Origin of the sequence: Pseudomonas sp. LS.1a (assembly GCF_022533585.1) — a bacterium.
GTDB lineage: Bacteria > Pseudomonadota > Gammaproteobacteria > Pseudomonadales > Pseudomonadaceae > Aquipseudomonas.
The window spans coordinates 3,096,347-3,120,648 of record NZ_CP092827.1; the positions used below are offsets into that span (position 1 = coordinate 3,096,347).

Annotated in this window: 23 protein-coding genes, 1 pseudogene and 1 riboswitch; of the genes and pseudogenes, 13 read left to right on the forward strand and 11 right to left on the reverse strand. The window is 64.1% G+C overall.

The window, feature by feature from the left end; genetic code table 11:
* Positions 1-183 precede the first annotated feature (183 nt).
* From MKK04_RS14295 to MKK04_RS14310, 4 genes are all read right to left on the reverse strand, one after another.
* Positions 184-1,113 (reverse strand): DNA-3-methyladenine glycosylase family protein, encoded by a 930-nt coding sequence (locus tag MKK04_RS14295; RefSeq protein ID WP_241105591.1) that lies wholly within the window; start codon positions 1,111-1,113, stop codon positions 184-186.
* Between the two features lie 256 nt (positions 1,114-1,369).
* Positions 1,370-2,257: a pirin family protein gene (locus MKK04_RS14300; RefSeq protein WP_207832607.1), complete on the reverse strand. Its 888-nt coding sequence runs from the start codon at positions 2,255-2,257 to the stop codon at positions 1,370-1,372.
* A gap of 96 nt (positions 2,258-2,353) precedes the next feature.
* Entirely contained in the window at positions 2,354-3,226 is an 873-nt protein-coding gene (locus MKK04_RS14305; RefSeq protein ID WP_241105592.1) for an alpha/beta fold hydrolase, read from the reverse strand.
* Between the two features lie 20 nt (positions 3,227-3,246).
* On the reverse strand, positions 3,247-3,876 hold the full coding sequence (locus MKK04_RS14310; RefSeq protein WP_207832603.1) for a LysE family translocator: 630 nt from the start codon (positions 3,874-3,876) through the stop codon (positions 3,247-3,249).
* 125 nt (positions 3,877-4,001) lie between these two features.
* On the opposite strand from MKK04_RS14310, the gene MKK04_RS14315 reads away from it, so the two are divergent.
* The 8 genes from MKK04_RS14315 to MKK04_RS14350 all read left to right on the forward strand — a co-directional run bounded on the left by MKK04_RS14315 (position 4,002) and on the right by MKK04_RS14350 (position 11,503).
* Positions 4,002-4,481 (forward strand): GNAT family N-acetyltransferase, encoded by a 480-nt coding sequence (locus tag MKK04_RS14315; RefSeq protein WP_207832601.1) that lies wholly within the window; start codon positions 4,002-4,004, stop codon positions 4,479-4,481.
* 218 nt (positions 4,482-4,699) lie between these two features.
* Positions 4,700-4,923, forward strand: a riboswitch (cobalamin riboswitch).
* 93 nt (positions 4,924-5,016) lie between these two features.
* Positions 5,017-5,205, forward strand: coding sequence for a CbtB domain-containing protein (locus MKK04_RS14320; RefSeq protein WP_025339304.1), 189 nt, complete (start codon positions 5,017-5,019; stop codon positions 5,203-5,205).
* A 9-nt stretch (positions 5,206-5,214) separates the two neighbouring features.
* Positions 5,215-5,901: a CbtA family protein gene (locus MKK04_RS14325; RefSeq protein WP_233687675.1), complete on the forward strand. Its 687-nt coding sequence runs from the start codon at positions 5,215-5,217 to the stop codon at positions 5,899-5,901.
* Positions 5,901-6,287, forward strand: a complete 387-nt coding sequence (locus MKK04_RS14330) for a cobalamin biosynthesis protein (protein ID WP_241105593.1) — start codon at positions 5,901-5,903, stop codon at positions 6,285-6,287. The genes MKK04_RS14325 and MKK04_RS14330 overlap by 1 nt, the downstream gene beginning before the upstream one ends.
* 32 nt (positions 6,288-6,319) lie before the next feature.
* A complete protein-coding gene (gene cobM, locus MKK04_RS14335) occupies positions 6,320-7,099 on the forward strand; it encodes a precorrin-4 C(11)-methyltransferase (protein WP_207832595.1) in 780 nt (259 codons plus the stop codon).
* A 39-nt stretch (positions 7,100-7,138) separates the two neighbouring features.
* A complete protein-coding gene (locus MKK04_RS14340) occupies positions 7,139-7,381 on the forward strand; it encodes a DUF1272 domain-containing protein (protein ID WP_013972792.1) in 243 nt (80 codons plus the stop codon).
* Positions 7,382-7,602: 221 nt separating this feature from the next.
* The gene (locus tag MKK04_RS14345) at positions 7,603-8,217 is read left to right on the forward strand and encodes a response regulator transcription factor (RefSeq protein ID WP_233687673.1); all 615 of its coding nucleotides are present in this window, start codon (positions 7,603-7,605) and stop codon (positions 8,215-8,217) included.
* 13 nt (positions 8,218-8,230) lie between these two features.
* Positions 8,231-11,503, forward strand: a complete 3,273-nt coding sequence (locus MKK04_RS14350; protein ID WP_241105594.1) for a transporter substrate-binding domain-containing protein — start codon at positions 8,231-8,233, stop codon at positions 11,501-11,503.
* On the opposite strand, the gene MKK04_RS26685 is transcribed toward MKK04_RS14350, so the two are convergent.
* The 3 genes and pseudogenes from MKK04_RS26685 to MKK04_RS14360 form a co-directional block, all read right to left on the reverse strand.
* Positions 11,478-11,972 (reverse strand): methyl-accepting chemotaxis protein, encoded by a 495-nt coding sequence (locus MKK04_RS26685; RefSeq protein ID WP_402800378.1) that lies wholly within the window; start codon positions 11,970-11,972, stop codon positions 11,478-11,480. The two genes, MKK04_RS14350 and MKK04_RS26685, sit on opposite strands and share 26 nt — an antisense overlap.
* 42 nt (positions 11,973-12,014) lie before the next feature.
* Positions 12,015-12,833 (reverse strand): annotated as a pseudogene (locus MKK04_RS26690) (PAS domain-containing protein); the annotation flags it as partial.
* Positions 12,834-13,124: 291 nt separating this feature from the next.
* On the reverse strand, positions 13,125-14,144 hold the full coding sequence (locus MKK04_RS14360; RefSeq protein ID WP_241105595.1) for a LacI family DNA-binding transcriptional regulator: 1,020 nt from the start codon (positions 14,142-14,144) through the stop codon (positions 13,125-13,127).
* Positions 14,145-14,350: 206 nt separating this feature from the next.
* Here MKK04_RS14360 and MKK04_RS14365 point away from each other — a divergent pair, with 206 nt between their 5' ends.
* The 3 genes from MKK04_RS14365 (at position 14,351) to MKK04_RS14375 (ending at position 16,732) form a co-directional block, all read left to right on the forward strand.
* On the forward strand, positions 14,351-14,890 hold the full coding sequence (locus MKK04_RS14365; protein WP_207832586.1) for a gluconokinase: 540 nt from the start codon (positions 14,351-14,353) through the stop codon (positions 14,888-14,890).
* Between the two features lie 111 nt (positions 14,891-15,001).
* Positions 15,002-16,354, forward strand: a complete 1,353-nt coding sequence (locus MKK04_RS14370) for a GntP family permease (RefSeq protein WP_063914215.1) — start codon at positions 15,002-15,004, stop codon at positions 16,352-16,354.
* 84 nt (positions 16,355-16,438) lie between these two features.
* On the forward strand, positions 16,439-16,732 hold the full coding sequence (locus MKK04_RS14375) for a hypothetical protein (protein WP_207832585.1): 294 nt from the start codon (positions 16,439-16,441) through the stop codon (positions 16,730-16,732).
* Between the two features lie 170 nt (positions 16,733-16,902).
* Here MKK04_RS14375 and MKK04_RS14380 read toward each other — a convergent pair whose 3' ends face one another.
* The 4 genes from MKK04_RS14380 to MKK04_RS14395 all read right to left on the reverse strand — a co-directional run bounded on the left by MKK04_RS14380 (position 16,903) and on the right by MKK04_RS14395 (position 22,309).
* Complete coding sequence (locus MKK04_RS14380) at positions 16,903-18,330, reverse strand: sigma-54-dependent transcriptional regulator (protein ID WP_207832584.1); 1,428 nt, start codon at positions 18,328-18,330, stop codon at positions 16,903-16,905.
* Positions 18,299-19,792, reverse strand: coding sequence for a sensor histidine kinase (locus tag MKK04_RS14385; RefSeq protein ID WP_233687671.1), 1,494 nt, complete (start codon positions 19,790-19,792; stop codon positions 18,299-18,301). Before MKK04_RS14385 ends, MKK04_RS14380 begins: the two co-directional genes overlap by 32 nt.
* 287 nt (positions 19,793-20,079) lie before the next feature.
* Positions 20,080-21,549, reverse strand: a complete 1,470-nt coding sequence (locus tag MKK04_RS14390) for a sensor histidine kinase (RefSeq protein ID WP_207832582.1) — start codon at positions 21,547-21,549, stop codon at positions 20,080-20,082.
* A 175-nt stretch (positions 21,550-21,724) separates the two neighbouring features.
* The gene (locus MKK04_RS14395) at positions 21,725-22,309 is read right to left on the reverse strand and encodes a lytic transglycosylase domain-containing protein (protein ID WP_241105596.1); all 585 of its coding nucleotides are present in this window, start codon (positions 22,307-22,309) and stop codon (positions 21,725-21,727) included.
* Between the two features lie 183 nt (positions 22,310-22,492).
* Between MKK04_RS14395 and gspG the strand changes: the two genes are divergently transcribed.
* Together gspG and MKK04_RS14405 are read left to right on the forward strand one after the other, a co-directional pair.
* Complete coding sequence (gene gspG / locus MKK04_RS14400; protein ID WP_207832579.1) at positions 22,493-22,918, forward strand: type II secretion system major pseudopilin GspG; 426 nt, start codon at positions 22,493-22,495, stop codon at positions 22,916-22,918.
* Between the two features lie 11 nt (positions 22,919-22,929).
* Complete coding sequence (locus tag MKK04_RS14405) at positions 22,930-24,120, forward strand: type II secretion system F family protein (RefSeq protein ID WP_233687669.1); 1,191 nt, start codon at positions 22,930-22,932, stop codon at positions 24,118-24,120.
* The last annotated feature ends 182 nt before the right edge of the window (positions 24,121-24,302 follow it).

Genomic DNA, 24,302 nt, shown 5'->3' on the forward strand with positions numbered 1-24,302 from the left:
GTACGACCCTCTCTGTGGGATGGCCTGTTGTGTGAGTACGCCTTTGTCAGGCGAGGCGCCAATTGATATTGCGCATGCCCGGGCAGGCGTCCATGCGCCGGGGCAATGATCGTGCGGGGAATCCTCTAGCACCTTAGTGGAAGATCGCTTGCGCAGGCGGAGGGTTCGAACGCAATGGCAGACTTAACGACGAGCGGTCCCGGCAGGCCCCAGCGATGCCCACAGGTGCTGGGCCGCATAGGCCCGCCACGGTCGCCAGGCCAGGGCTCTTTGCGCCAGTTGGGCGTCATCGCCTTCGAGCAAGCGCAACGCCTTGACCAGCGCCACGTCGCCCAGCGGCAAGGCATCGGCCGCGCCGGCCTGGCGCAGCGCCAGGTAGTGCGCGCTCCAGGGGCCGATACCCTTGAGTTGGCACAGGTTGCGTAGCAATTCGTCCAGCACCTGCCCGCTGCGTAGCAGCCCCGGTTCGGCCAGCAAGGCACTGGCCAGCGTGCCCAGGGTGGCAGCGCGCGCCCGCGGCATGCCCATGCCGTCGAACTGCGCAGTTGCCAATACCGGCAGCGCCGGGAACACATGGCTCAGGCCCGGTGCGGACCGGCGCAGGGCCACGCCGTGGCGTTGCACCAGGCGGCCGGCCAGGATCATTGCCCCGGCCACACTGACCTGCTGGCCCAGCACAGTGCGCATGGCCTGCTCACAGGCGTCCCAGCCTTGTGGCACGCGCAGGCCTGGGCGCTGCTGTATCAGGCAGGCCATCAGTGGATCGCGGGACAGTTCGGCATTGATGCGAGCGGGGTCGGCATCGAGGTCGAAGACCCGCCTCAGTCTGGCGACAAGGCCGGGTAGCGCAAGCGCCGGGACGCCTTCAAGGCGGACCCGCAGGTGCTGGCTGCCCGAAGGTGTCGCGTGCAGCACGGCGTGGCGGCCGGCAACCACCAGGGTACGCCGGTAGGTGCCATCGAAGCAGGTCTCGATGCCGGGGATGCAGCGTGCAGCAAGGAAGGCCAGGGTCGAGGGCCAGTGGTAAGGAGCACGGTAGCGCAGCCACAGGGTGTGGTGGCCGGGGGTGGGCAATGATCGGCGCACGGCGTGCAAAGGAGTTAGCTTGGGCATGGCTTCATCATGCCAGCAAATCTAATGCCTGTACCGGCCCTGTCGCCGGCAAGCCAGCTCTCATGGAACTGCACATGACTCATTGAATTGGCAGGGACCCTGTGGGAGCGGCTTTAGCCGCGAACACCGGCGCAGCCGGTGCCATGCACCGCGTTGGATTCTTCGCGGCTGAAGCCGCTCGCACAGGGTACGAGGATCGCTTGCAAATTCAGTTATCTGTGCGACAGGTCCGGACAAGCCATTCAATCAACCAGGGTCAATGCGCCGCACCGTCCCGCGCATCCTGCATCTGCCCGAACCGCCCGGCATGGAAGTCGTCGAACGACTCGGCAATCTCTGCCTGGCTGTTCATCACGAACGGGCCATAACCCACGATCGGCTCGTCGATCGGCTCACCGCTGAGCAGCAGCAGGCTGGCACCTTCCAGCGCTTCGACGGCAACGTCCTCACCGCTCCGGTCAAGCAGCACCAGGCTGGATGGGCCGGCTTCGCGCTCGCCGTTGATCCGCACATTGCCGCGCAACACCACCAGCGCCGCATTGCGCCCGGCGGCCACCGGCAACTGCAAGGCTGCACCGGCATTCAGGCGCAGGTCCCAGACATCCATGGCGGTAAAGGTCCGCGCCGGCCCAGAGTGGCCACGATAGTCACCTGCAATCACCCGCAGGCTACCGCCCTCGCCGTCCAGCGCCACCACCGGGATGTCCTCGGCCAGCAGCGTCTGGTAGCCAGCCGCTGCGCGCTTGTCCCGCGCCGGCAGGTTGACCCATAGCTGTACCATCTCCAGCGTACCGCCACTGCGGGCAAAACCCGGGGAATGGAACTCTTCATGGATGATGCCGTTGGCAGCCGTCATCCACTGCACGTCACCGGGGCCGATCAAGCCACCGGCGCCGGTGGAGTCACGGTGCTCCAGCTCGCCCTGGTAAACGATGGTCACGGTCTCGAAGCCGCGGTGCGGATGCTGGCCAACGCCGCGCCGCGCACTGGTGGGGGTGAAGTCATGAGGGCCGGCATAGTCCAGCAGCAGGAACGGACTGATCTTGCTGGCCAGGTTGTCGTAGGTGAACAGGCTGCGCACCGGGAAGCCATCACCTACCCAGTGGGCATGAGGACTGCGGTGAACACCCAGAATCGTTTTCATGAGAAGGCTCCTCTCTTGGTTGAGACAACCTTATCAATGACGCCAATCAGGCGGTAGCTGGCTGGTTTGGCATTCATCGTTCCACCAATGGAACAATTAGCCTTGCAAGAAACCGAGCACCTGTTCGGCAGCCGTGGCCGGGTCTTCCTGCATGAAGCAGTGCCCGCCGGCAACCTGCTGTGCGGTCACGTTGTGGTTGAGCGCCGCCAGGCGGTTCACCGAATGGGGCACGAAGGGGTAGGTTTGCTCGCCATACAGCACCCGCGTGGGCGTGCAGATCGCCGTAAGGCTTGCCCACATGCGCTTGGGGAACGAACTGAAGATTTCCACTTCGCGGCTGGGCCGGCACTTGAGCACCACCGCTTCGCCACAGTCGCCAATGGCATGCTCGATGTAGGCCCGCAGCGCCGCATCGGTCCAACCCTTGAAGATCCCCCGCCCTTGCAGCGAAGCCAGGGCTGCCTCGCGGTCAGGCCAGTGGCTGCGACGGCTGGCGGCCTTGCGCGCCAGGGCATGACGCTGGTGCAAGCCGACCAGGGCTGCAACCCCCATTACACCCAGCATGCGCCGGCTGAACAGTACCGGGTCAAGCAGCACCGCACGCCTGAACAGTTGCGGTTCACTGGCCAGGATCAGGCCGGTCAGTACGCCACCGAAGCTGTGGCCCACGGCAAAGCGCGGCACGTCGCCATACTCGCCTCGTCCGGCTTCGAAAGCGTCCACTGCCAACGCAGCGGTACGGTTCCAGCCACGAAACACCCCGCCATGGTCACTGTCACCATGGCCCTGGACATCGCTGAGCCACAGGTCGAAATGCTCGCCCAGGCGCAGCAGCAACGGTTGGTAGGCCAGGCAGCAGAAGCCGTTGCCGTGCAGAAAGTGCAGCAGCGGCCTGCCACTGGCCGGGGTTCGCCAACCACGCAGGGTGAAGCCTTCGGCGCATTCGTGGGACCAGGGAATCAACTGCATCGGCTTACTGTACTCGCAGGTCAGGAAAACGCCGATTCTACAAACAGCAGCGGGTACAGTGAAATCACCAGCAACAAGGCCATCAGGACATTGAACAGCATCAGCCAGCGCGGGTTCTGCAACAGGTTGCGCAGGGCACTGCCGAACATCACCCACACCCCCACGCTGGGCAGGTTGACCAAGGCGAACAAGGCGGCAATGACAATAACGTTGGTTACATAGCCTTGCGCCGGCGTGTAGGTGGTGATTGCCCCCACTGCCATCACCCAGGCCTTGGGGTTGACCCACTGGAATGCCGCCGCCCCCCAGAAGCCCAGCGGTTTGCGGGCACTGGACGAGGCTGTGCCGACCGGCCCGGAGGTGGCGATCTTCCAGGCCAGGTACAACAGGTAGGTGGCGCCGGTGTAGCGCAGTACCGTGTACAGTGGCGGCCAGGCCTTGAACACCTCGCCCAGGCCCAGGCCAACAGCCAGCACCATCACCATGAACCCGACGCTGATACCCATGGCATGGGGGATCGAGCGGCGCACGCCGAAGTTCACCCCCGAAGCCAGCAGCATGGTGTTGTTGGGGCCAGGCGTGATGGAAGATACAAAGGCAAACAGCACGAAGGCGGTCAGCAGGTCGGCAGAGGCAAGCATGGCAGGCATTCCACATTCTTTATGGGTCCTGTCACACTAATGGAGTCGCCCTCCTCTGCGACCGGTACAGTTCTACTAAATTGTGTAGATACACATCGCTGTACCGCTACCACCAGACCAAGGAAGCCGTCACCATGAGTCTCACCATTCGCCCTGCCGTACGCGCCGATGCCGAGCAGATCCTGGCCTTCATTACCGAGCTGGCCGAGTACGAACGCGCCCGCCACGAGGTGATCGCGAGCGTTGCCGATATCGAATACAGCCTGTTTGGCGAGGGCAGCACCGTGCACAGCCTGATTTGCGAACGCGATGGCCGGGCAATCGGCTTTGCTGTGTATTTCTATAGCTACTCGACCTGGCTAGGTCGCAACGGCATCTACCTGGAAGACCTGTACATCACCCCTGAGCAACGCGGCGACGGCGCCGGGCGACAGTTGCTGCAACACATTGCCCGCGAGGCAGTGGCGAATAATTGCGGGCGGCTGGAATGGAGCGTGCTGGACTGGAACGAACCGGCGATCGGCTTCTACCAGAAGCTGGGGGCCGAGGCGCAGGATGAGTGGGTGCGCTACCGGCTGGATGGGGACAAGCTGGCGGCGTTTGCCCGGGGATAACCGGGGGCGCTTGCGTCCGGTTTCCGGTCAAGCCCGCTCTCCTGGAACTGCGCATCACTCGGCAGGGGCACTGTGGGAGCGGCTTCAGCCGCGAACACCGGCGCAGCCGGTGCCATGCACCGCGTTGGATTCTTCGCGGCTGAAGCCGCTCCCACAGGATGCCCGGAGCCCCCGCAAACTCAATTCTGGCAATTGACGCCAGCCCCGCCCCATGCTCTCCTTATGCCTCGCGTTCAGGTGCCCCCCATGGGGGTGAAACGGGAAACCGGTGCGTCGCAGGCCCTCCAGCAGGGCCGGACAAGGCCGGTGCTGCCCCCGCAACGGTAAGCGAGCGAAGCGTCTTTGCCACTGTGCCCGGTCACCCGGCATGGGAAGGTGACGCCTTCCAGGAGCCTGGCTCCTCCTCGCAAGCCCGGAGACCGGCCTGGCGTTCATGAACACCCCGCGGTGGGCGGGCGCTGTTGCATTCCCCTGGGCCGCCACGCTCGGGGCTGCCGCGCTTGCCCATTGCCCACAAAAAGCAGAGGAACGCGTCATGCCCGTCACCAGCGCCAAGCAACATAGCATCACCACCCCCGTCACCCTCAGCCAGCGTGTCGTTATCGCCGTGGGCGCCAGCCTGCTGGGCCTGTGCCTGGTGTACTTCGCCGGCTTCTCGCACATCGAGGCCGTGCACAACGCCGCCCACGACACCCGCCACAGCGCCGCCTTCCCCTGCCACTGAGTACGCCCGATGATCACACGCATTGCCCGTACCGCGGGCTTCAGCGGGCTACTGGCGGCCTTGCTGCTGACCCTGCTGCAAAGCTTCTGGGTCGCCCCGCTGATTCTCGAGGCAGAAACCTACGAGTCCGCGGCCCCGGCCGCCCAGCACGAACATGCTGGCGAAGTGGCCGCCCATGAACACAGCGCCGAAGCCTGGTCGCCGGAAGACGGCTGGCAGCGGGTACTGTCCACCACCGGCGGCAACCTGGTGGTCGCGGTCGGTTTCGCCCTGATCCTCACCGCCCTTTACAACCTGCGCGAACCAAAGCGTGCCGCCACCGGTGCGTTGTGGGGCCTGGCCGGCTTTGCCGTGTTCTGCCTGGCCCCGACCCTGGGCCTGCCGCCGGAACTGCCAGGTACCGCAGCCGCCGACCTGGGACAACGCCAGGCCTGGTGGGTCGGCACCGCCAGTGCCACTGCGCTGGGCCTGGCCCTGCTGGTGTTCGCCCGCCACTGGTTGCTGAAGGCGCTGGGTGCCGTGCTGCTGGTCATTCCCCATGTAATCGGTGCACCGCAACCCGAAGTGCACGAGAGCCTGGCCCCTGCCGCATTGGAAACCCAGTTCAAAGTGGCCTCCTGGCTGACCAACGCTGCCTTCTGGCTGGCCCTGGGCCTGCTTAGCGCCTGGCTGTTCCGACGCTCCAGCAAGGCCTGATGCCAGCCTTTTACGCCGGCATCGGCTGCCGCCGGGGTTGCCCGGCGGATACGCTGGAAACCCTGCTACGCCAGGCCCTGGACAACCAGGGCCTGGCGTTGGCCGACCTGCATGGCATCGCCAGCATCGGCCTGAAGGCCGACGAAGCCGGCTTGCAGCAGTTGGCCGAACGCCTCGACGTGCCCTTGGTGTTGTACGATACCGCGCAGTTGCAACCCTACGAACACCAACTCAGCCACCGTTCCGCCACAGCCCATACCCACAGCAGCTGCTGGGGCGTGGCCGAGAGTGCGGCGCTGGCCCTGGCAAGTCAGCGGCTTGGCACGGCCAGTTTGCTGCTGACGCGCCAGGTACTGGGCCCGGCCACCCTCGCCCTGGCCTGTTGAACGTTCTCCCCTCTTTCTTGCAAGGACTTTCCATGACGGTCTACTTCATCGGCGCCGGCCCCGGCGACCCGGAACTGATCACGGTCAAGGGCCAAAGGCTGATCCGCCAGTGCCCGGTGATCATCTATGCCGGTTCGCTGGTGCCGGCCGCCGTGCTCGAGGGCCACCAGGCCGAGACCGTGATCAACAGTGCCGAACTGCACCTGGAACAGATCATTGCCGCCATGCGCAGCGCGCACGAGCAAGGTCAGGATGTAGCCCGGGTACACAGTGGCGACCCCAGCCTGTACGGCGCCATCGGTGAGCAGATCCGCCACCTGCAGGCGCTGGGCATCGATTACCAGATCATCCCCGGGGTCACCGCCACGGCGGCCAGCGCCGCCCTGCTCGGCTGCGAACTGACCCTGCCGCAGGTCGCGCAGACCGTTATCCTCACCCGCTATGGCGACAGTTCGCCAATGCCGCCCGGCGAACAACTGGGCGACCTGGCGCGCCACGGCAGCACCCTGGCGATTCACCTGGGGGTCAAGCACCTGTCGCGTATCGTCGATGAACTGTTGCCGCACTACGGCGCGCACTGCCCGGTGGCGGTGGTGCATCGCGCCACCTGGCCGGACCAGGACTGGGCACGCGGCACCCTCGGCGATATCGTCGAACGTGTCGCGGCCAAAGACTTCCGGCGCACCGCGCTGATCCTGGTGGGCCACGTACTGGGCGACACACCGTTTGCCGAATCAGCCTTGTACCGCGCGGGGCACGCCCACCTGTATCGCCCTGGCGACCAGGCATTGCCAGCTTCGCCGCGGACGTAGCAGACTCCAGGTTCCCGCCTGCAAACAGGAGTCATGCCCATGCTCGACCTACGCCCCAACTGCGAGTGCTGCGATACCGACCTGCCGGGTGACAGCCCCGACGCGCTGATCTGCTCCTTCGAATGCACCTTCTGCCGTACCTGCGCCGAAACCCGTTTCCAGGGCCGTTGCCCGAACTGCACTGGCCAGTTGGTGGCACGGCCGACACGGGTCGGCCAGGCGCTGGCCAACAACCCCGCCTCGACCCAGCGCGTGAGCAAATCGCACTCCGCCTGCGCTTGACCGACCTCAAAAAACAGACATTGCCGCTTTGGTAGGGTGATGTCTTTCCCCTTTTTTGTAGGACTTTTCAACAACAAGCGCGAGGACTTTCAACACTTCTATACTCGGCATTACCAAATTTCGGGAATGGTCGTATCGTGCAGCGCTTCCGATAACCCCACTTGCAGACGTATTCCTGAGTGATCCAGGAAGCGGACCACACCCCGACAGGAGTTTTCCTCATGACTACCGTGCTGATCGTCGACGACCACCCCATCGTCCGGCTGTCCTTGCGCATGTTGCTCGAACGCGAGCGCTTCCATGTCATCGGCGAGGTCGGCAATGGTAGCGAGGTGGCGCAGGTGGCCCGCGAACTGCGCCCGGACGTGGTCATTCTCGACATCGGCCTGCCCGGCCTGGACGGCATGGAAGTGATCAAGCGCCTGCAATGCCTGGAGCCGGTCCCCAAGATCATGGTACTGACCGGCCAGGCCACCGACCTGTATGTACGGCGCTGTCTGGATGCCGGTATCGGCGCTTTCGTGACCAAGGAAGAAGACCACGAGGCGTTGCTGTTCGCCCTCAAGGCCCTGGTCAAGGGCTACTCGACCTTCCCGCAGATGTCGGTCAACAGCAACTCGCTGGAAAGCGAGCCGGTGCGCCTGGCCAGCCTGTCCAACCGGGAAATGGAAGTGCTGCGGCGCCTGGCGCGCGGCGAGAGCAACAAGTATATCGGCACCTGCATGAACCTCAGTGCCAAGACCATCAGCACCTACCGGGGCCGCATCATGGAAAAGCTCAAGACCGAATCGCTGGTTGAAATGGTCGACCTGGCCAAGCGCAACGGCATCTGCTGAGCACTTGACGGCGATGAAGCGCCTGCTGGCAAGCGCCCTCCTGGCCATCGGCCTGGCCGGTTCCGGCGCGCTGCTGGCCAACAGCGAACCTCGCCAGTTGCTGGCCCGCTCGGTCAGCGCCGCCGCCCCACTCGCGCTGTCCCACGACGAGCGGCAATGGCTACAGCAACGCCAGCACCTGGTGCTGGGCAGTTCGCGGCCCGACTACCCACCGCTCGAAATCAATATCAGCCAGCGCGACTACGAAGGCCTGAGCGCCGATTACGCAGGCATCATTGCTGAACAGTTGGGCATCCCTATCGAAGTGCGACGCTACGACAGCCGCCACGAAGCCATCGCTGCGCTACGCGAGGGCCGAATCGACCTGCTGGGCAGCTCCAACGCCTTCGAGGCGGCGGATGCCCAGCTCAGCCTAAGTGCGGCCTATGCCGACGACCTGCCGGTCATCGTCACCCGCGAGGGGCACAGCCTGAAAAACACGCCCGACCTTGCCGGCCTGCGCCTGGCCATGGTCGATCATTACCTGCCAGCCAGTAGCGTCCGCACCCTGTACCCCAAGGCGCAATTGAGCCTGTATCGCTCGACCCTGGCCGGGCTGGCCGCGGTCGAACTGGGCGAGGCCGACGCTTACCTGGGCGATGCCATCAGTACCGACTTCGCGATTGGCAAGAGTTACCAGGGCACGCTGAAGATCGACCATTTCTGCCAGGTCGCCCCTGGGGCGTTTGCCTTTGCCCTGGCCAGTGACAACCCGCGCCTGCGCCAACTGGTCGACAAGGCGCTGGCGCGCATCAGCGAAAGCGAACGCCTGAACATCCTGCGCCGCTGGGGCAGCGGCAACACCAGCCTGCTGCTGCAGCGCCACGTCACCGACCTGACCGCAGAAGAAGAAGCCTGGATCGCTGCCAACCCCAGCATCAGCGTACTGGTCAACACATCGCTGGCGCCGCTGACTTTCAACGACGCCCAGCACCACCCCAGTGGCATTACCCTCGACCTGCTCAAGCAGATCTCGCTGCGCACGGGGCTGCATTTCAAGCCGGTCGAAAGCACTTCGGCACAGGCAATGGTCGAGCGTCTGGCACGCGGCGATGCGCAGATGATCGGCGCATTGGGCTACGGTACGGACCGTTCGAAACAACTGCGCTATACCCGCCCCTACCTGGTCAGCCCGCGGGTGCTGGTCACCCGCGGCGACAACGCATCACCGGCGCAGGCCAAGGCGCTGGATGGCCAGCGCATCGCCCTGGTGCGCGGCTCGCCGCAACGGGCCCTGCTGCAACAACGCTACCCGCAGGCCAGGATGGTCGAAGTGGACAACCCGCTCGGCCTGATGGAAGCCGTGGCCAACGGTGCCGCCGACGTCGCCCTGAGCAGCCATATCAATGCTGCCTACTACATCAGCCATGTGTTCAAGGACCGCCTGCGCATCGCCAGTGTGCTCGACGACGACCCGGCTGTCGCCGCCTTCGCCGTGGCCGCGGACCAACCCCAGCTGCAGGCAATCCTCGACAAGGCACTACTGAGCATTCCACCCGAAGAGCTGGACCAGCTGGTCAACCGCTGGCGCACCAGTACCCTGGTCAGTGACAGCCCCTGGCGTGACTACCGCACCCTGGCCCTGCAGGTGCTGGTGCTGTCGGCCTTGCTGCTGGCCGGGGTGGTGTTCTGGAACAGCTACCTGCGCAAGCTGATCAACCAGCGCACCGAGGCCCAGCACGCGCTGCAAGCCCAGTTGGCGCTGAGCCGCGGCCTGCTCGAACAACTGCGCCAGGCCAAGGACGACGCCGAACAGGCCAGCCAGACCAAGAGTACCTTCCTGGCCACCATGAGCCATGAAATCCGTACCCCGATGAATGCCGTGATCGGCCTGCTGGAGTTGGCCCTGGAAGACAGCCGCGGCGGCCGTTGCGACACCCAGACCCTGCAGACCGCCCATGACTCGGCCATCGGCCTGCTTGAACTGATTGGCGATATTCTCGACATTTCCCGCATCGAATCCGGGCATATCACCCTGCAGCCGGTGCCCACCAACCTGGTCGAACTGGTACGTGCCACCGTGCGGGTGTTCGAAGGCAATGCAAGGGCCAAAGGCCTGCATTTGCACAGCGAACTGCCGGCTGCGCCGGTCTGGGTGCTGGCTGATCCGCTACGACTCAAGCAGGTTTTGTCCAACCTGATCAGCAACGCCATCAAGTTCACCGATCGCGGCGAAGTCCACGCCAGCCTGCTGCTGCCCACGCCCCCCGACAACGACCACCTGGCAGTGGAACTGAGTGTGCGAGACACCGGCATCGGCATCAGCCCGGCCGACCAGGCCCGGCTGTTCAATACCTTCGTCCAGGCCGACGGCCCTCGGGCACGCCAGGGCGCCGGCCTGGGGCTGGTCATCAGCCGCACCTTGGCCGAGCTGATGGGCGGCAACCTGGGCTTGCAGAGCGTCGAAGGCGTTGGCACCAAGGTGCAGGTCAACCTGCAACTGCCCGCCTGCGCAGCACCGGAGCAGGTGCAACTGCACGCCCCGGCGCTGGAAAGCAGCAGCGGCCCGTTGAACATACTGGTGGTCGACGACTACCCTGCCAACCTGCTGCTGCTGGAGCGGCAACTGCAGACCTTGGGGCACCGCGTGACGTTGGCGGAAAACGGCGAAATCGCTCTGGCGCGCTGGCAGGCAGCGCGCTTTGACCTGGTGATCACCGATTGCAGCATGCCGGTCATGGATGGCCATGAACTGACCCGCCGCATCCGCAACCTCGAGGGCGAGCGCGGCCTGGCGGCATGCCGGATTCTCGGCGTCACCGCCAACGCCCAGGCCGAAGAGCGTGCCCGCTGCCTGGCCAGCGGCATGGACGAATGCCTGTTCAAACCGATTGGCTTGCGCACGCTCAAGACCCACCTGCCCCAGGCCCGTGCCCGGCAACAGCCGCCGGCGCGGCCCGGCAGCGGCTTCAACCTGAGCGAACTGCGCCACCTGACCCAGGACGACGAACAACTGATTCGGCATTTGCTGGAACAGCTGTCGCAAAGCATCAGCGAAGACCTGGGCAGCTTGCGTGCACTGGCAGCAGACGCCCCCGGCGAGGCGGTGCGCGCACTGGCTCACCGGATCAAGGGTGGGGCAAAGATGCTCAAGGTGCGCACGCTGGTCAAGGATTGCGAAGCCATCGAACAGGCCCACGGCCAAGGCCTGTCGACGGCTGACTTGCGCCTGCAATTACAAGCCAGCCTGGAGGCCTTGCTGGACGAGCTGGGTGATGCGCTCAGTTCAATTGAAGCGTCGAACTGATCTGGCTGATGGCATCCACCACGTGCCGTGAACCCTGCTGGATTTCCATGATCACCGTGCCAGCCTCGTTGGCCAGCGCCACGCCATCACCGGTGCGCTTCAGGCTCGACTGCATGCTGGCTACAGCCAACAGTGACAGGTCGTGGTTCTGCCTCACCACATCGACGATTTCCAGGGTTGCCTTGCTGGTTCGCGCCGCCAGGTTGCGCACCTCGTCGGCCACCACGGCAAAACCGCGGCCGTGCTCGCCGGCGCGGGCCGCCTCGATGGCTGCGTTCAAGGCCAGCAGGTTGGTCTGGTCGGCAATGCCCCGGATGGTCAACACGATCTGCCCGATCACATCCGACTGCTTGCTCACCGCATCGATACTGCGTGCAGCGTCGTCGAGCTCATGGGAAATCTGCTCGATCACCTGCACCGCCTGCTGTACCACCTCGGTGCCCTTGCGCGCACAGGCGTCGGTCTGCACCGAACTGGCATGGGCAGCATCGGCGGCACTTTGCTGGGTGCTGACCTGGCGGGTGATGTCGCTGGCGAACTTCACCACCTTGTACAAGCGGCCCTTGCTGTCGAAGATCGGGTTGTAGGACGCCTCCAGGTAGACCGTCTGGCCATGTTTGTCGATGCGCTGGAAACGGTGCGAATGGTATTCGCCTCGGTTGAGCGACGCCCAGAACTCGCGGTATTCGGCCGATTCGCGCTCATGCGCCAGGCAGAACAGCCCGTGATGGCGGCCGACCACCTCGTCCAGGCGATAGCCCATGGTGTCGAGAAAGTTCTGGTTGGCCTTGATCACCCGGCCCTGCGGCGTGAATTCGATCACCGCCATGGAGCGGCTGATGGCCTTTAGCAGGCTTTCGCTCTCGTGCTCCTCCACCACCCGCTGACTGATGTCGGATGCCACCTTGATCACACTGCTGACCTGGCGCTGCTCATCCAGTACCGGCATGTAACTGGCTTCCAGCCAGACTTCGCGGCCGGCCTTGTCGATGCGCTCGAAGGTACCGCTGATAGCCTTGCCCTGCCCCAGTTCACGCCACAGTTGCTGGTATTCGGCGCTTTTCGCGTAGTCGGGGTCGCAGAACAGCCGGTGGTGCTTGCCGCGCAACTCATCGGCGCTGTAGCCCATGGCCTGGCAGAAGCGCTCGTTGGCATCGAGGATTGTGCCGTCGGGGGCGAACTCGATCATCGCCATCGAACGGCTGATCGCCGCCAGTTTGGCCTGCAAGCTGGCCAAGGCCTGATGACTGCGCTGGATCTCTACCAGGTCGGACTTGCGGTGGAAATCGAACATGACGCCGGGCTCCTGTATGCGCGGTGTCCTGAGCATAGATCGCCTGGCGTAAATCGTGGTTTTTGTAGCGCCTGTGAAATCGAGCGCCGCCCGCGCGGCGCATCGCGAGCGAAGCTCGCTCCTACATTTGTTTCGGGCCAGTAACGCCTGCACCAGCGCGCGCGACCGCCTTGTTTGTTTCACACGATATCGAGGTGGACGCCAAAGGGCCGCGCGCCTCTGCCTCAGGAATAATTGGCCCGAAACAGATGTAGGAGCGAGCTTCGCTCGCGATGCGCCGCGCGGGCGGCGCTCGGTCTCGAAACCACCCCACCCCTCAAGACGAGCTCAGGAACTCTCTCGCACCATCAACTCAAAGCCCAGGTCCTGCTGCGCATTTGCTACCCGCTTGCCATCGAGCAACGCCAGCAGCGCCTGAGCCGCGCCGCGCCCCACGGCGGCCCGAGGCGTGCGAATCGAAGTCAGCCGCGGCACCATGTGCGCCGAAGCCGGCAGGTCGTTGAAACCGACCATCGCCACCTGTCGCGGTACCTCCACGCCCTGGCGCAATGCCTGCAGCACCGCGCCCTGGGCCAGGTCGTCGTTGCAGAAGAAGATACCGTCGACATCCGGCGCCTGCTGCAGCAGATGGCTGAACAGCGCGCCGCCCAAGGCGATGGAAGAAGGCTCCGGCGCCAGCACCTCCAGCTCGGCCGCCTGCAAGCCGGCCTCGGCCAACGCCTGGCGGAACCCCTCGGCACGCTGCATCACCCGCGGGTCGAGTTGCGCGGCAATGAATGCCAGGCGCTTGCGCCCGCGCTCGATCAGGTGGCGGGCCGCAGCGCGCCCGGCCTGCTGCTGCGAAAAGCCGACCGACAAGGCCCCGGCCTCGCCATTCAGTTCCATCATGTGCACGCAGGGCACGCCACTGGCCGCCAGCATCTGCCGCGATCCCTCACTGCGCTCGAAGCCGGTCAGCAGCATGCCGCAAGGCTGGTAGGCCAGGTAATTGCGGATCAGGTTCTCTTCCTCGGCAAGGTCGTAGTGATAGTTGCCGATCAGCACCTCGAGCCCGCGCGGGCGCATGACCTCATGAATGGCTTCCAGGGTGTCGATGAACAGCTGGTTGGACAGCGACGGAATCAACACCACCACCGACTGGCTGCGTGCCGAAGCCAGGGCCCGGGCCGCCGGATTGGCCACATAACCCAGGCTCGCTGCAGCCGCAACGACCTTTTCGACCAGCTCCGGCGCGACCGTGCTGACCCCACGCAGGGCGCGCGAGGCGGTAATCGGGGAAACCCCGGAAAGCTTGGCAACTTCTGCCAGGGTGGGACGACCTGTGGTACGGGAGCCGGTGCGGGACATGAGTGTTGTAATTTTACTACTTGCAAGGAAAGGGAACGGCCACTAAGGTAGCGCTGTCTCAGGACGCAGGCAATGTAATCTTTGGTAGCCGCCATCACGCGCTCGCCGCCAAGCGTCCATACTGCGTAAGGACAAGATCAATAACACCGGGGAGGTGGCTGTTCGTCGACGACGAGACAGCGCTGTCTCACCCGCAGGAGGTACTGATGAATTCTCCCCTGTCCGCCATCGTGGTGATGGGCGTGGCCGGTTGCGGCAAAAGCTGCATCGGCGCTGCCATTGCCGCCCGAAGTGGCGGCCGCCTGATCGAAGGCGACGCTTTCCACCCTGCCGAAAACATCCGCAAGATGAGCGCTGGCATCCCTCTGGACGACAGCGACCGTGCCGGCTGGCTGGTGCGTCTTGGTCAGGAACTACAAGCCACGACCCAGGCTGGGGAGCGTCCGATCCTGACCTGTTCAGCCCTCAAGCGCCGCTATCGCGACACCCTGCGCGATGCCATGCCGGGGCTGGTGTTCGTGTTCCTCGAACTGTCGCCCGCCGAGGCCGAAAAACGCGTGCTGGCCCGCCCCGGGCATTTCATGCCGGCGAGCCTCATCGACAGCCAGTTCGCTGCGCTGGAACCGCCACACGGCGAACCCCTGACCCTGGCGCTTGACGCCACCCAGCCCATCGAAGCGCTTGCCGAAGCGGTGGACAGCTGGCTAAAGGGCCGCGGTGAGCGGGGCCTGGCACAAACGGCCTGACCTTGCCGACTTTCCTGGTTCACTAAAGACAGCGCTACCCTGCCCCGTAAACGCGCGCAAAGTTCCAAAAAAGCTACGCCAAAACAACGATAAGACCGAGGCCTTCAAACCATGTTCGGACTGGCTACTGATACCTTCCTGCTGCTCGACGCGCTGGTTACCATCGTCGGGCTGATCCTGCTGATCACCCACTTCAAAGTTCACCCCTTCGTCGCCCTCACGATCGCGGCCGGCTTCCTTGGCCTGACCTCCGGCATGCCGGTGGCCAAGGTCATGAAATCGTTCCAGGATGGGTTTGGCGGCGTGCTGGGCTTCGTCGGCATCGTGCTCGCCCTGGGTACCATGCTCGGCAAGCTGATGGCCGACTCCGGGGGCGCCGACCAGATCGCGCAAACCCTCATCCGCGCCTTCGGCAAGAAGAACGTGCACTGGGCCATGATGTTCGCCGCCTTCCTGGTGGGCATCCCGCTGTTCTTCGAGATCGGCTTCGTGCTGCTGATTCCACTGGTGTTCATCGTCGCCCGGCGCTCGGGCGTGTCGCTGATCAAGATCGGCATTCCGCTGCTGGCCGGCCTGTCGGTGGTGCACGGCCTGGTGCCCCCGCACCCGGGCCCACTGCTGGCGATCGGCATCTTCCATGCCGACATCGGCAAGACCATCTTCTATGGCCTGATCGTGGCATTGCCTACCGCCATCATCGCCGGCCCGCTGTTCGGTAACTTCATTTCCCGCTACATCCCGGGTACCCCGTCCCAGGAACTGATGGACCAGATCGCCAAGGAGTCCGACCAGGGCAACCTGCCGAGCTTCACCATCACCCTGGTCACCGTGCTGCTGCCGGTGGTGCTGATGCTGCTGAAGACCTTCGCCGACGTGGTGCTGCCCGCCGAGCACATCGTGCGCCAGTGGATGGACCTGATCGGCCACCCCATCACCGCCCTGCTCGCCGCCCTGCTGCTGGCCTTCTACACCTTCGGCGCGGCCCGTGGCTTCAACCGCCAGCAGATCATGAAGATGCTTGACCAGAGCCTGGCTCCGACCGCGGCGATCGTGCTGATCGTGGGTGCCGGTGGCGGCTTCAAGCAGATGCTGGTGGACACTGGCGTGGGCAATGTGATCGGGCAGATGGCCGTGCAAGCGGAGATTTCGCCGATCATGCTGGCCTGGCTGGTAGCGGCGGTAATCCGCATCGCCACCGGTTCCGCCACGGTCGCCACCATCACCGGCGCGGGCATCGTCGCACCGGTGATCGACCTGGTGCCGGGGGTCAACCGTGAACTGCTGGTGCTGGCCACCGGCGCAGGTTCCTTGATCCTGTCCCATGTCAACGACGCCGGCTTCTGGCTGGTGAAGCAGTACTTCAACATGACCGTGGCGGAAACCTTCAAGACCTGGAGCATGATGGAGACCATCCTGTCGATCGTCGGCATCATCTTCATCATGTTGCTGTCGCTGGTGGTGTAACCGTTGATCGGGGTAATGGCACCTTGAAGCTTCGGGTAGGGCCGAAGGTAAGTATCAGCCCTACCAGAAGCAAAGGAGCCTGCCATGCCCCGCTCAAGCATCCTGCTGATTGCCCTGCTCGCCACGCCGCTGGCCCTGGCTGCCGGCACCGGCCCCACCTACCCCGACGACCCGCACAACCCGGCGCCCAAGCCGGGCGCGGACAGCACCCTCAACCCGATCGAAAAGCCCATGCCGCGGGATACCGACCCACGCATAAAGGGCAACGACCCGGACAGCCCGCCAGCTGAACAGAATGACAACCGGGATTTGCCGGGGATGGATGGCAGTGGCTCGGAAGGTACCGGGCGGCAGGGAGCAGCCGATACCCAGCGTTGATCAATGATCCTGAATGTTTCGCGGCCCCTGTGGGAGCGGCTTTAGCCGCGAAGAATCCAACGCGGTGCATGGCACCGGCTGCGCCGGTGTTCGCGGCTAAAGCCGCTCCCACAGGGGCCCTGCTGGTTCAATGGGTTATGCGCAGCCCTGTACGCCCCTTTAGCCGATGCTCACCACTGGCGCTTGTCCGGCCTGGTCAGCCCCAGCTTCTCGATCCGGTAACGCAGCATGTCCCGCGACAGCCCGAGCATGCGCGCCGACTTGGTCACGTTCCAGTCCGTGCGGTCCAGGGTCTTGCAGACCAGATCGCGCTCCATGTCCGGCAGGCTGGTGCCGAGCTCCGGTTCGTGCCGGGGCATTTCGAACACCGCAGGCGCCGCCTGCTGCACCAGCGGCTCGTCGATCAGGGTCATGCACAGGTTCAGCTGATGCGCCTGTACCACCTCGTTCGGTGCCAGCAGCACGGTCTGCTCCAGCATGTTGCGCAGTTCGCGCACATTGCCTGGCCAGCTGTAACCGAGCATCAGCTTTTCCGCCTCGGCGCAAAAGCGCAGGTTCGGTTTGCCATAACGCCGCCCATGATGGGCCAGGAAATGCCGCGCCAGAAGCAGCACGTCCTGCCCGCGGGAATACAGGCGCGGCACCTTCAGGGCAATGATGCGCAGGCGGAAGAACAGGTCGCGGCGGAACTTGCCCTGCTGCACCATCTGCTCCAGGTTGCAGTTGGTAGCACTGATCACCCGCAGGTCGACCTTGCGCTCCTTCACCGCGCCGATCCGGCGGATGCTGCGGTCTTCCAGCAACTTGAGCAGCTTGGCCTGCAGCACCAGGTCCATCTCGCCAATCTCGTCGAGGAACAACGTGCCGCCATCGGCAGCTTCCACCAGGCCCACCCGGCGCTCCTTGGCATCGGTAAAGGCGCCCTTCTCGTGGCCGAACAGTTCGGCCTCCAGCAGGTTGGCCGGGATCGAGGCGCAGTTGAACTCGATGAACGGCCCCTTGCTGCGCGACCCATCGAAGTGCAAGGCACGGGCCACCAGCTCTTTACCGGTACCGGTCTCGCCTTCGATCAGCACCGGTGGCAAGTCGTCGCTGGCCATGCGCCGCTCGGCATCCAGCACCTGGCGCAGGGTGTGCTTGAGGGTGAGCATCGCCGGTGATTCGCCGATCAACGCCTGCAAACCGGACTTCTGCGCCTCGCGCTCCTGGTAGAACGACAACGTGCGCTCCATGCGTTCAGCGGCCAGCGCCTTGTCCAGGGTCAGCTTTAGTTCGGCCAGCACCACCGGCTTGCTCAGGTAATGGAAGGCACCCTCCTTCATTGCCTGCACGGCATCTTCGACATTGCCATAGCCGGTCATCATGATCACTTTCAGGTTCGGTACCTGCGCCACCAAGGTGCGCAGCAGGTCGTGCCCGCTCATGCCCGGCAGCGAGTTGTCGGTCAGCACCGCATCGGGCTGGGCCCGCTTGATCTGCTCCAGCGCCAGCTCCGCGCTGTTGCATACGGTGACCTCGAAGCCCTTGAGGCTGAGGTAGGTGCGAATGTTGTCGGCGAGAATTTCATCATCCTCGACTACCAGGATGCTGTGCTCCATGGTCCCCTCCCGCTGCGATATTGAATGTGAGGCTTACGCGGGTTCCTTCCTCTTCGCGGCTGCTCAGGCTGACCGAGCCGCCAAAACGTTCCATGATGCGTTTGACCAGGGCCAGGCCTACGCCGAGGCCGCCCTGCTTGGTGGTGTAGAACGGCTTGAACACCATCCGTTCCTGCTGTTGGCTCATGCCCTTGCCGGTATCGCTAAGGACGAATTCGGCACGCTGCCCATCCTGCGCATTGACCTGGGCGCGCAACATGCCGCCTTCGGGCATGGCTTCCAGGGCATTGGAGAACAGGGTGTTGAGAATTTGCGTGAGCTGTAGCGGCTGGCTGGCCACCCATTGTGACCCGGGCCCTTCGTAGCAGAAACGCACGCCGTTGCGTTCGATCTGCTGGGCGAAGGCCAGGTGGGTATCCTCTATGGCCGTCACCAGGTCTACGGCCTCGGCCTCGTCACTGGTCGGGCGCAACGACACCAGCAGGTCCCGCACCCAGCGCGACATGCGGTCGACCTGGCTGATGATGTCGGTGATGTTCTTCTGCGCCGCGGGGTTGGCGATTTCCTGGGCCAGTTCGGCGCTGGAGCGAATGTTGGCCAGCGGGTTGCGCAAGCTATGCGCCACCGCCGAGGACATCTCGCCCAGGGCCACATAGGTTTCACTGGCCACCAGCCGGTCCTGCTGCAAGTGCAGCAACTGCGCCGCGCGGCGCACGATCCAGAACAGGCCGAAGTAGATCAGCGCCCCGCCCACCAGGGTCGAGGCCCAGATCAGCACGTAGCCGCGCTGGATGCGCCGGACCAGGTCCTGCGGCTCCTTGTAGATTTCCACCATGGCCAGCACCTGCTCACCTTGGCTGTCGAACAGCGGGATGTAGTTCTCGATGAACAGATAGCGTGGCTCACGCTGGAACTTCTGCTCTTCGCGGTCATCCTCGGCCTGGTGGTAGCTGGCCGACACCGCCTTGCGCGAGCGGAAGGCGCGGTCGAGGTCGCCATCAGCCTCGATGCGCTCGCCAATCAGCTCCGGGTTGGTCGACCAGACGATGGTGCGGTCGCGGGCATAGACGTTGGCCAGCAAGATGTCCGGCAGGTGCTCGACATGGTCGAGGAACTCGACCCGGGTCGATTCGGCCAGCGCCGGGGTGAACTGCAAGTGCTGCTGGTCCAGGCGCGCGTCAAGCAACTCGCCCATGGTGGTGCCCGGCGGCAGCTGCGAATGGCGCACTTCGGCCTGGGCCATAGCCTGAATGAACTGGGCGGTGAGCATGGCATCGCGCTCGACGCTGTCGCGTACCACGAAACGTGTCGACACATAACCCAGCCCGCCCGCCACCGAAGCGATGATCAGCAGGCTGATGACCGAAAACCAGCGCAGCAGATTGAATTCGCGCAAGGGCACGGCCACACCGGCGGCTGTAGTACTGGCGTTGTCGGGAACTTTGTTTTCCAGCATCTGCATCGCATGCTTCCCGCGCAGGTCGTCCGTTCAGAAATGCATCAAGGCTACGAACAGTAGCCAATTGATAGCACTCCACCCGTGCAGCCGCAGCTGCCATTTTGTCGTGTGTTGCGCTCTGCCTGGTCCATTGCAAGAACTCCGCCAGCCATCTGACAAATCCTTTTTATTGTTATTTTTCAATCATTTACAAACAATTCATAAATTAACATGGAGGAACAACCCCCACATTTGGGGGTTTTTACCCAAAAAACATAATTTCTTTATAATCAATAAGATATATGCATTAATTAATGTAAATCATGAGTTTTGAACAATCGGAAACTCAACAAAACCCGGGTGCCATGGCCTTCACTGCTGCTGAGCCGGACGGTGCCGCCGAAACGTTCCATGATGCGCTTCACCAACACCAGGCCTACACCCAACCCTCCCTGCTTGGTGGTGAAGAAAGGCCGGAAGGCCATGCGCTGCTGCTCCTCGTTCATGCCTTTGCCGTTGTCGGACAGGCGCAGGGTCAGGCTACGCCGGTCATGGCGCACCACCTCGACCCGCAACCGCCCACCCTGCTCCATCGACTCCAGGGCGTTGGCGATCAGGCTGCTGAAAATCTGCCGCAGTAACGCCGGGTGCCCCAGTACCTGCACCGCGGGTAACGGTTGCAGGTCCAGGCTCACGCCGCTGCGCGCAAGCGGCACCGCATAGGTCTGCAGGCTTTCCTGCAATGCCAGCGGCAAATCCACCGCCACTGCCTCATCGTTGAGCGGGCGCAATGACTGCAACATCTGGCGAATCCACTGCGACATGCGGTCGACCTGGCTGATGATGTCGTTGACATTGCGCTGCGCCGGGCCATCGTCGAACGCCTGGGCCAGTTCGGCACTGGAACGGATGCTGGCCAGCGGGTTGCGCAGGCTATGGGCCACCGCCGAGGACACCTCACCCAGTGCCTCGTAGGTTTCGTTGTTGATCAATCGCTTCTGCTGCACCGCCAGCAGACGCGCGGCGCGGTGCATGATGCCGTACAGGCCGACGAAGACCAGGCCGGCGCCGACGGTGATCGCCAGCCAGATCAGGATCAGGCCATGCTCGATGCGCTCGATCAGGTCATGGGGCTCCTTGTAGATCTCGACCATCGCCGTGACCTGCTCACCATCAGCATCGAACAGCGGAATGTAGTTCTCGATGAACAACTGCTCAGGTGGGCTGACGAACTTCTGCTCGGCGCGGGCCTGTTCGAAGTTGTGGTAGCTGGCCGAGACTCGCATCTTGTACTCGAAGGCCTGCTCCAGGTCTTCGTCGCCTTCGATCAGCTTGCCAACCAGCGCCGGGTTGCTGGACCAGATCACCGTCCGGTCCGGGGCATAGATGTTGGCCAGCAGCATGTCGGGCAGGTGGGCGATGTGGTCGAGGAACTCGCCACGCGCCCTGCGCCGGGCGTCCGGGTCGACATCAAGCAGGTTGGCGCGGTCGGTGCGCGGATCGAGCAGTTCACCCATGGTGCGCACATTTGGGATCGACACATGGCGCACTTCGGCATCGGCGATGGAGGTGATGAACTGTGCGGTGAGCAAAGCATCGCGCTCGATGCTCTCGTCGATGATGAAACGGCTGGAAATCAGACCCAGCCCGGCCGCCACCGAGAGGATGATGGCCAGGCTGACCCAGGCGTACCAGCGCAGCAGGTTGAACGGCTTGCGTGGGGTGGCCAACTCGCTACCGGCAAGTACTTCCATAGTGTCGGAACGAGGGGCGATGTCCATGGCGGACTCCACAACTGGGCACCTTCAGAAGGTTATAGCCCACAGTTGGGGAAACCATCGGGTTAGCTTGGCGGCATCCGCCGAAGGGTATTGTTTCCTTCTCTTTTTTTGCGAGTGCGCCTGCCAGGTAGAAAACCCAGATGCTGGCGCGCTCCCACAGGGAAAGTTGCAAAGACTAATCACCCACCACCCCCTGCAACCTGCGGTACTCCCGCAGCACATTGGGCACATAGCGCCGGGTCTCGGCGAACGGCGGTACCCCGCCACGGCGCAGTACCGCGTCAGGACCGGCATTGTAGGCCGCCACGGCCAAGGTGATGTCATTGTCGAACAAGTTGAGCATGCGCTTGAGGTAGCGGGCCCCGCCTTGCACGTTGTCTTCCGGGTCCAGGCGGTTTTCCACGCCCATCTCGCGGGCGGTATCCGGCATCAGTTGCATCAACCCCACCGCGCCCGCCGGTGAACGGGCTTTGGGGTTGTAGCCGGACTCGGCCTTGATCACCGCATGCAGCAACGCCGGGGGCACATCGTGGGTGCGCGCCGCGGCGGCGACCAGCTTGGCGTACGGACGGCCGGTTATAAGCTGCGCATTGGCGGGGCCGGCCAAGGTCTTCGACTCGCTGATCACCGTTTCATAGAGGCGCCCGGGTCGATGGACGTTGGTCAGTATGTAGCTGCCTTTGGCATCGATGGAAATGTACACATCGGCCTGGGCAGCACCTGCCACCAGCCAGATCAAACCGAGAATGAGTCCACGCATGTCGGTCGCCTCTTCGTGGTCCCCAATGTTGGGGAATATGCCCCGGAAAATCCGCGGTCAATGACCACGACGCAAGCACTGTGCCGCTTTCCGTACCGCATGCTGCAAGGCCCCGAGGCAGGCGTGCACGGCTGTTGCATGGGGCCTGCAAAAGCTTGTCCCCATGCAGCGGAGGGCTTCACCATGCAGCGCAGAACCAACCCCCAACATGGTTTCACCCTGCTTGAACTCCTGGTGGTGCTGGTAGTGCTCGGCCTGCTGGCCGGTATCGTCGCGCCCAAGTACTTCAGCCAGCTCGGTCGCTCCGAGGCCAAGGTGGCGCGGGCGCAAATAGAGGGGCTGAGCAAGGCCCTGGACCTGTACCGCCTGGAAGTCGGCCACTACCCCAGCAGTGAGCAAGGCCTGCAGGCCCTGGTGGTTGCCCCCAGTGGCGAAGCCCGCTGGACCGGCCCGTATTTGCAGAAGGCCGTGCCGCAGGACCCGTGGGGCCGCCCGTACATCTACCGGCAACCCGGCGAAAATGGCGGCGAGTACGACCTGCTGTCGATGGGCAAGGATGGCCAGCCCGGTGGCGATGGGGAAAACGCCGAAATCACCAGCTGGCAATAGGGGGAGCGGCCATGCGCTACAGCCTCAAGGCCCTGGGCAGGCAGGGTGTGGTGCAGTTGCAGATCGACGCCGAGGACGCCGACCAGGCCCGCCGCCAGGTCGAGGACCAGGGCCTGCGCGTGCTCAGCCTGCGTGGCCACGGCGGCGCCTTGCGCGGCATGGCCTGGCGCCGCGAGGCAAGTTTTGACCTGGTACTGTTCAGCCAGGAACTTTCGACCCTGCTCAACGCCGGCCTGCCGCTGATCGATGCGCTGGAGAGCCTGGCGGAAAAGGCACCCGCAGCCGCAACGCGCAAAGTGCTCGCCGAGCTGGTCCGCCAACTGTACGAAGGCCGCTCGCTGTCCCAGGCCCTGGGCCAGCAGCCACGGGTGTTCCCACCGCTGTACGTGGCGCTGGTGCAGTCCAGTGAGCGTACCGGCGCGCTCGGCGACGCCCTCGCCCGCTACATCAGCTACCGCCAGCGCCTGGACCTGGTACGGCAGAAACTGGTGGGTGCCTCGGTCTACCCGTTGCTGCTATTGCTGGTGGGCGGTGGCGTGGTGCTGTTCCTGCTTGGCTACGTGGTGCCGCGTTTCAGCCAGGTATTCGAGGGCATGGGCTCCGAACTGCCCTGGCTGTCACGGTTACTGATGCAGATCGGCCTGTTCCTGCATGCCCAGCAGCTGCCGCTGGCGCTGGGCAGCCTTGGCGCGGTCACGGCGCTGTGGCTGCTGCGCCGCCAGCCACGGGTGCGGCGCTGGGCTTCCTGCCAGGTCCGGCGCCTGCCGGCACTGCACCAACGCCTGATGATGTACGAACTGGCGCGCTTCTACCGCTCGCTGGGCATCCTGCTGCAAGGTGGCATCCCCATCCTCACCGCCATGGGCATGGCCCGTGGTTTGCTCGGCAGTGCTGCAGCCCAGGGCCTGGAGCAGGCCAGCCAGCGGGTCGGCGAAGGGTTGCCGCTGTCCGACGCGCTGGAGGCCGGGCAACTGGTCACGCCGGTATCGCTGCGCCTGCTGCGGGCCGGCGAGCAGTCCGGCAACCTGGGCGAGATGCTGGAGCGCTGCGCAGACTTCCATGACCAGGAAATCGGCCGCTGGGTGGAATGGTTCGTCAAGCTGTTCGAACCGCTGCTGATGACCTTCATCGGCCTGCTGATCGGCCTGATCGTGATCCTGATGTACATGCCGATCTTCGAACTGGCCTCGAGCATTCACTGAAGCGCCAGGCCCCAGGCTGCCGCGCGCACAGGTTACACGGCGCAAGGCCTGGGCCCGACACATGCCCAAGATCGATGATTGATCCACACATATCATTCATCGTGATAATAACCTTCGGCCCGTTCGATTCGTGCATCACGCGCAACACACTCACACTCCGCCCACTACTAATACATTGGCGG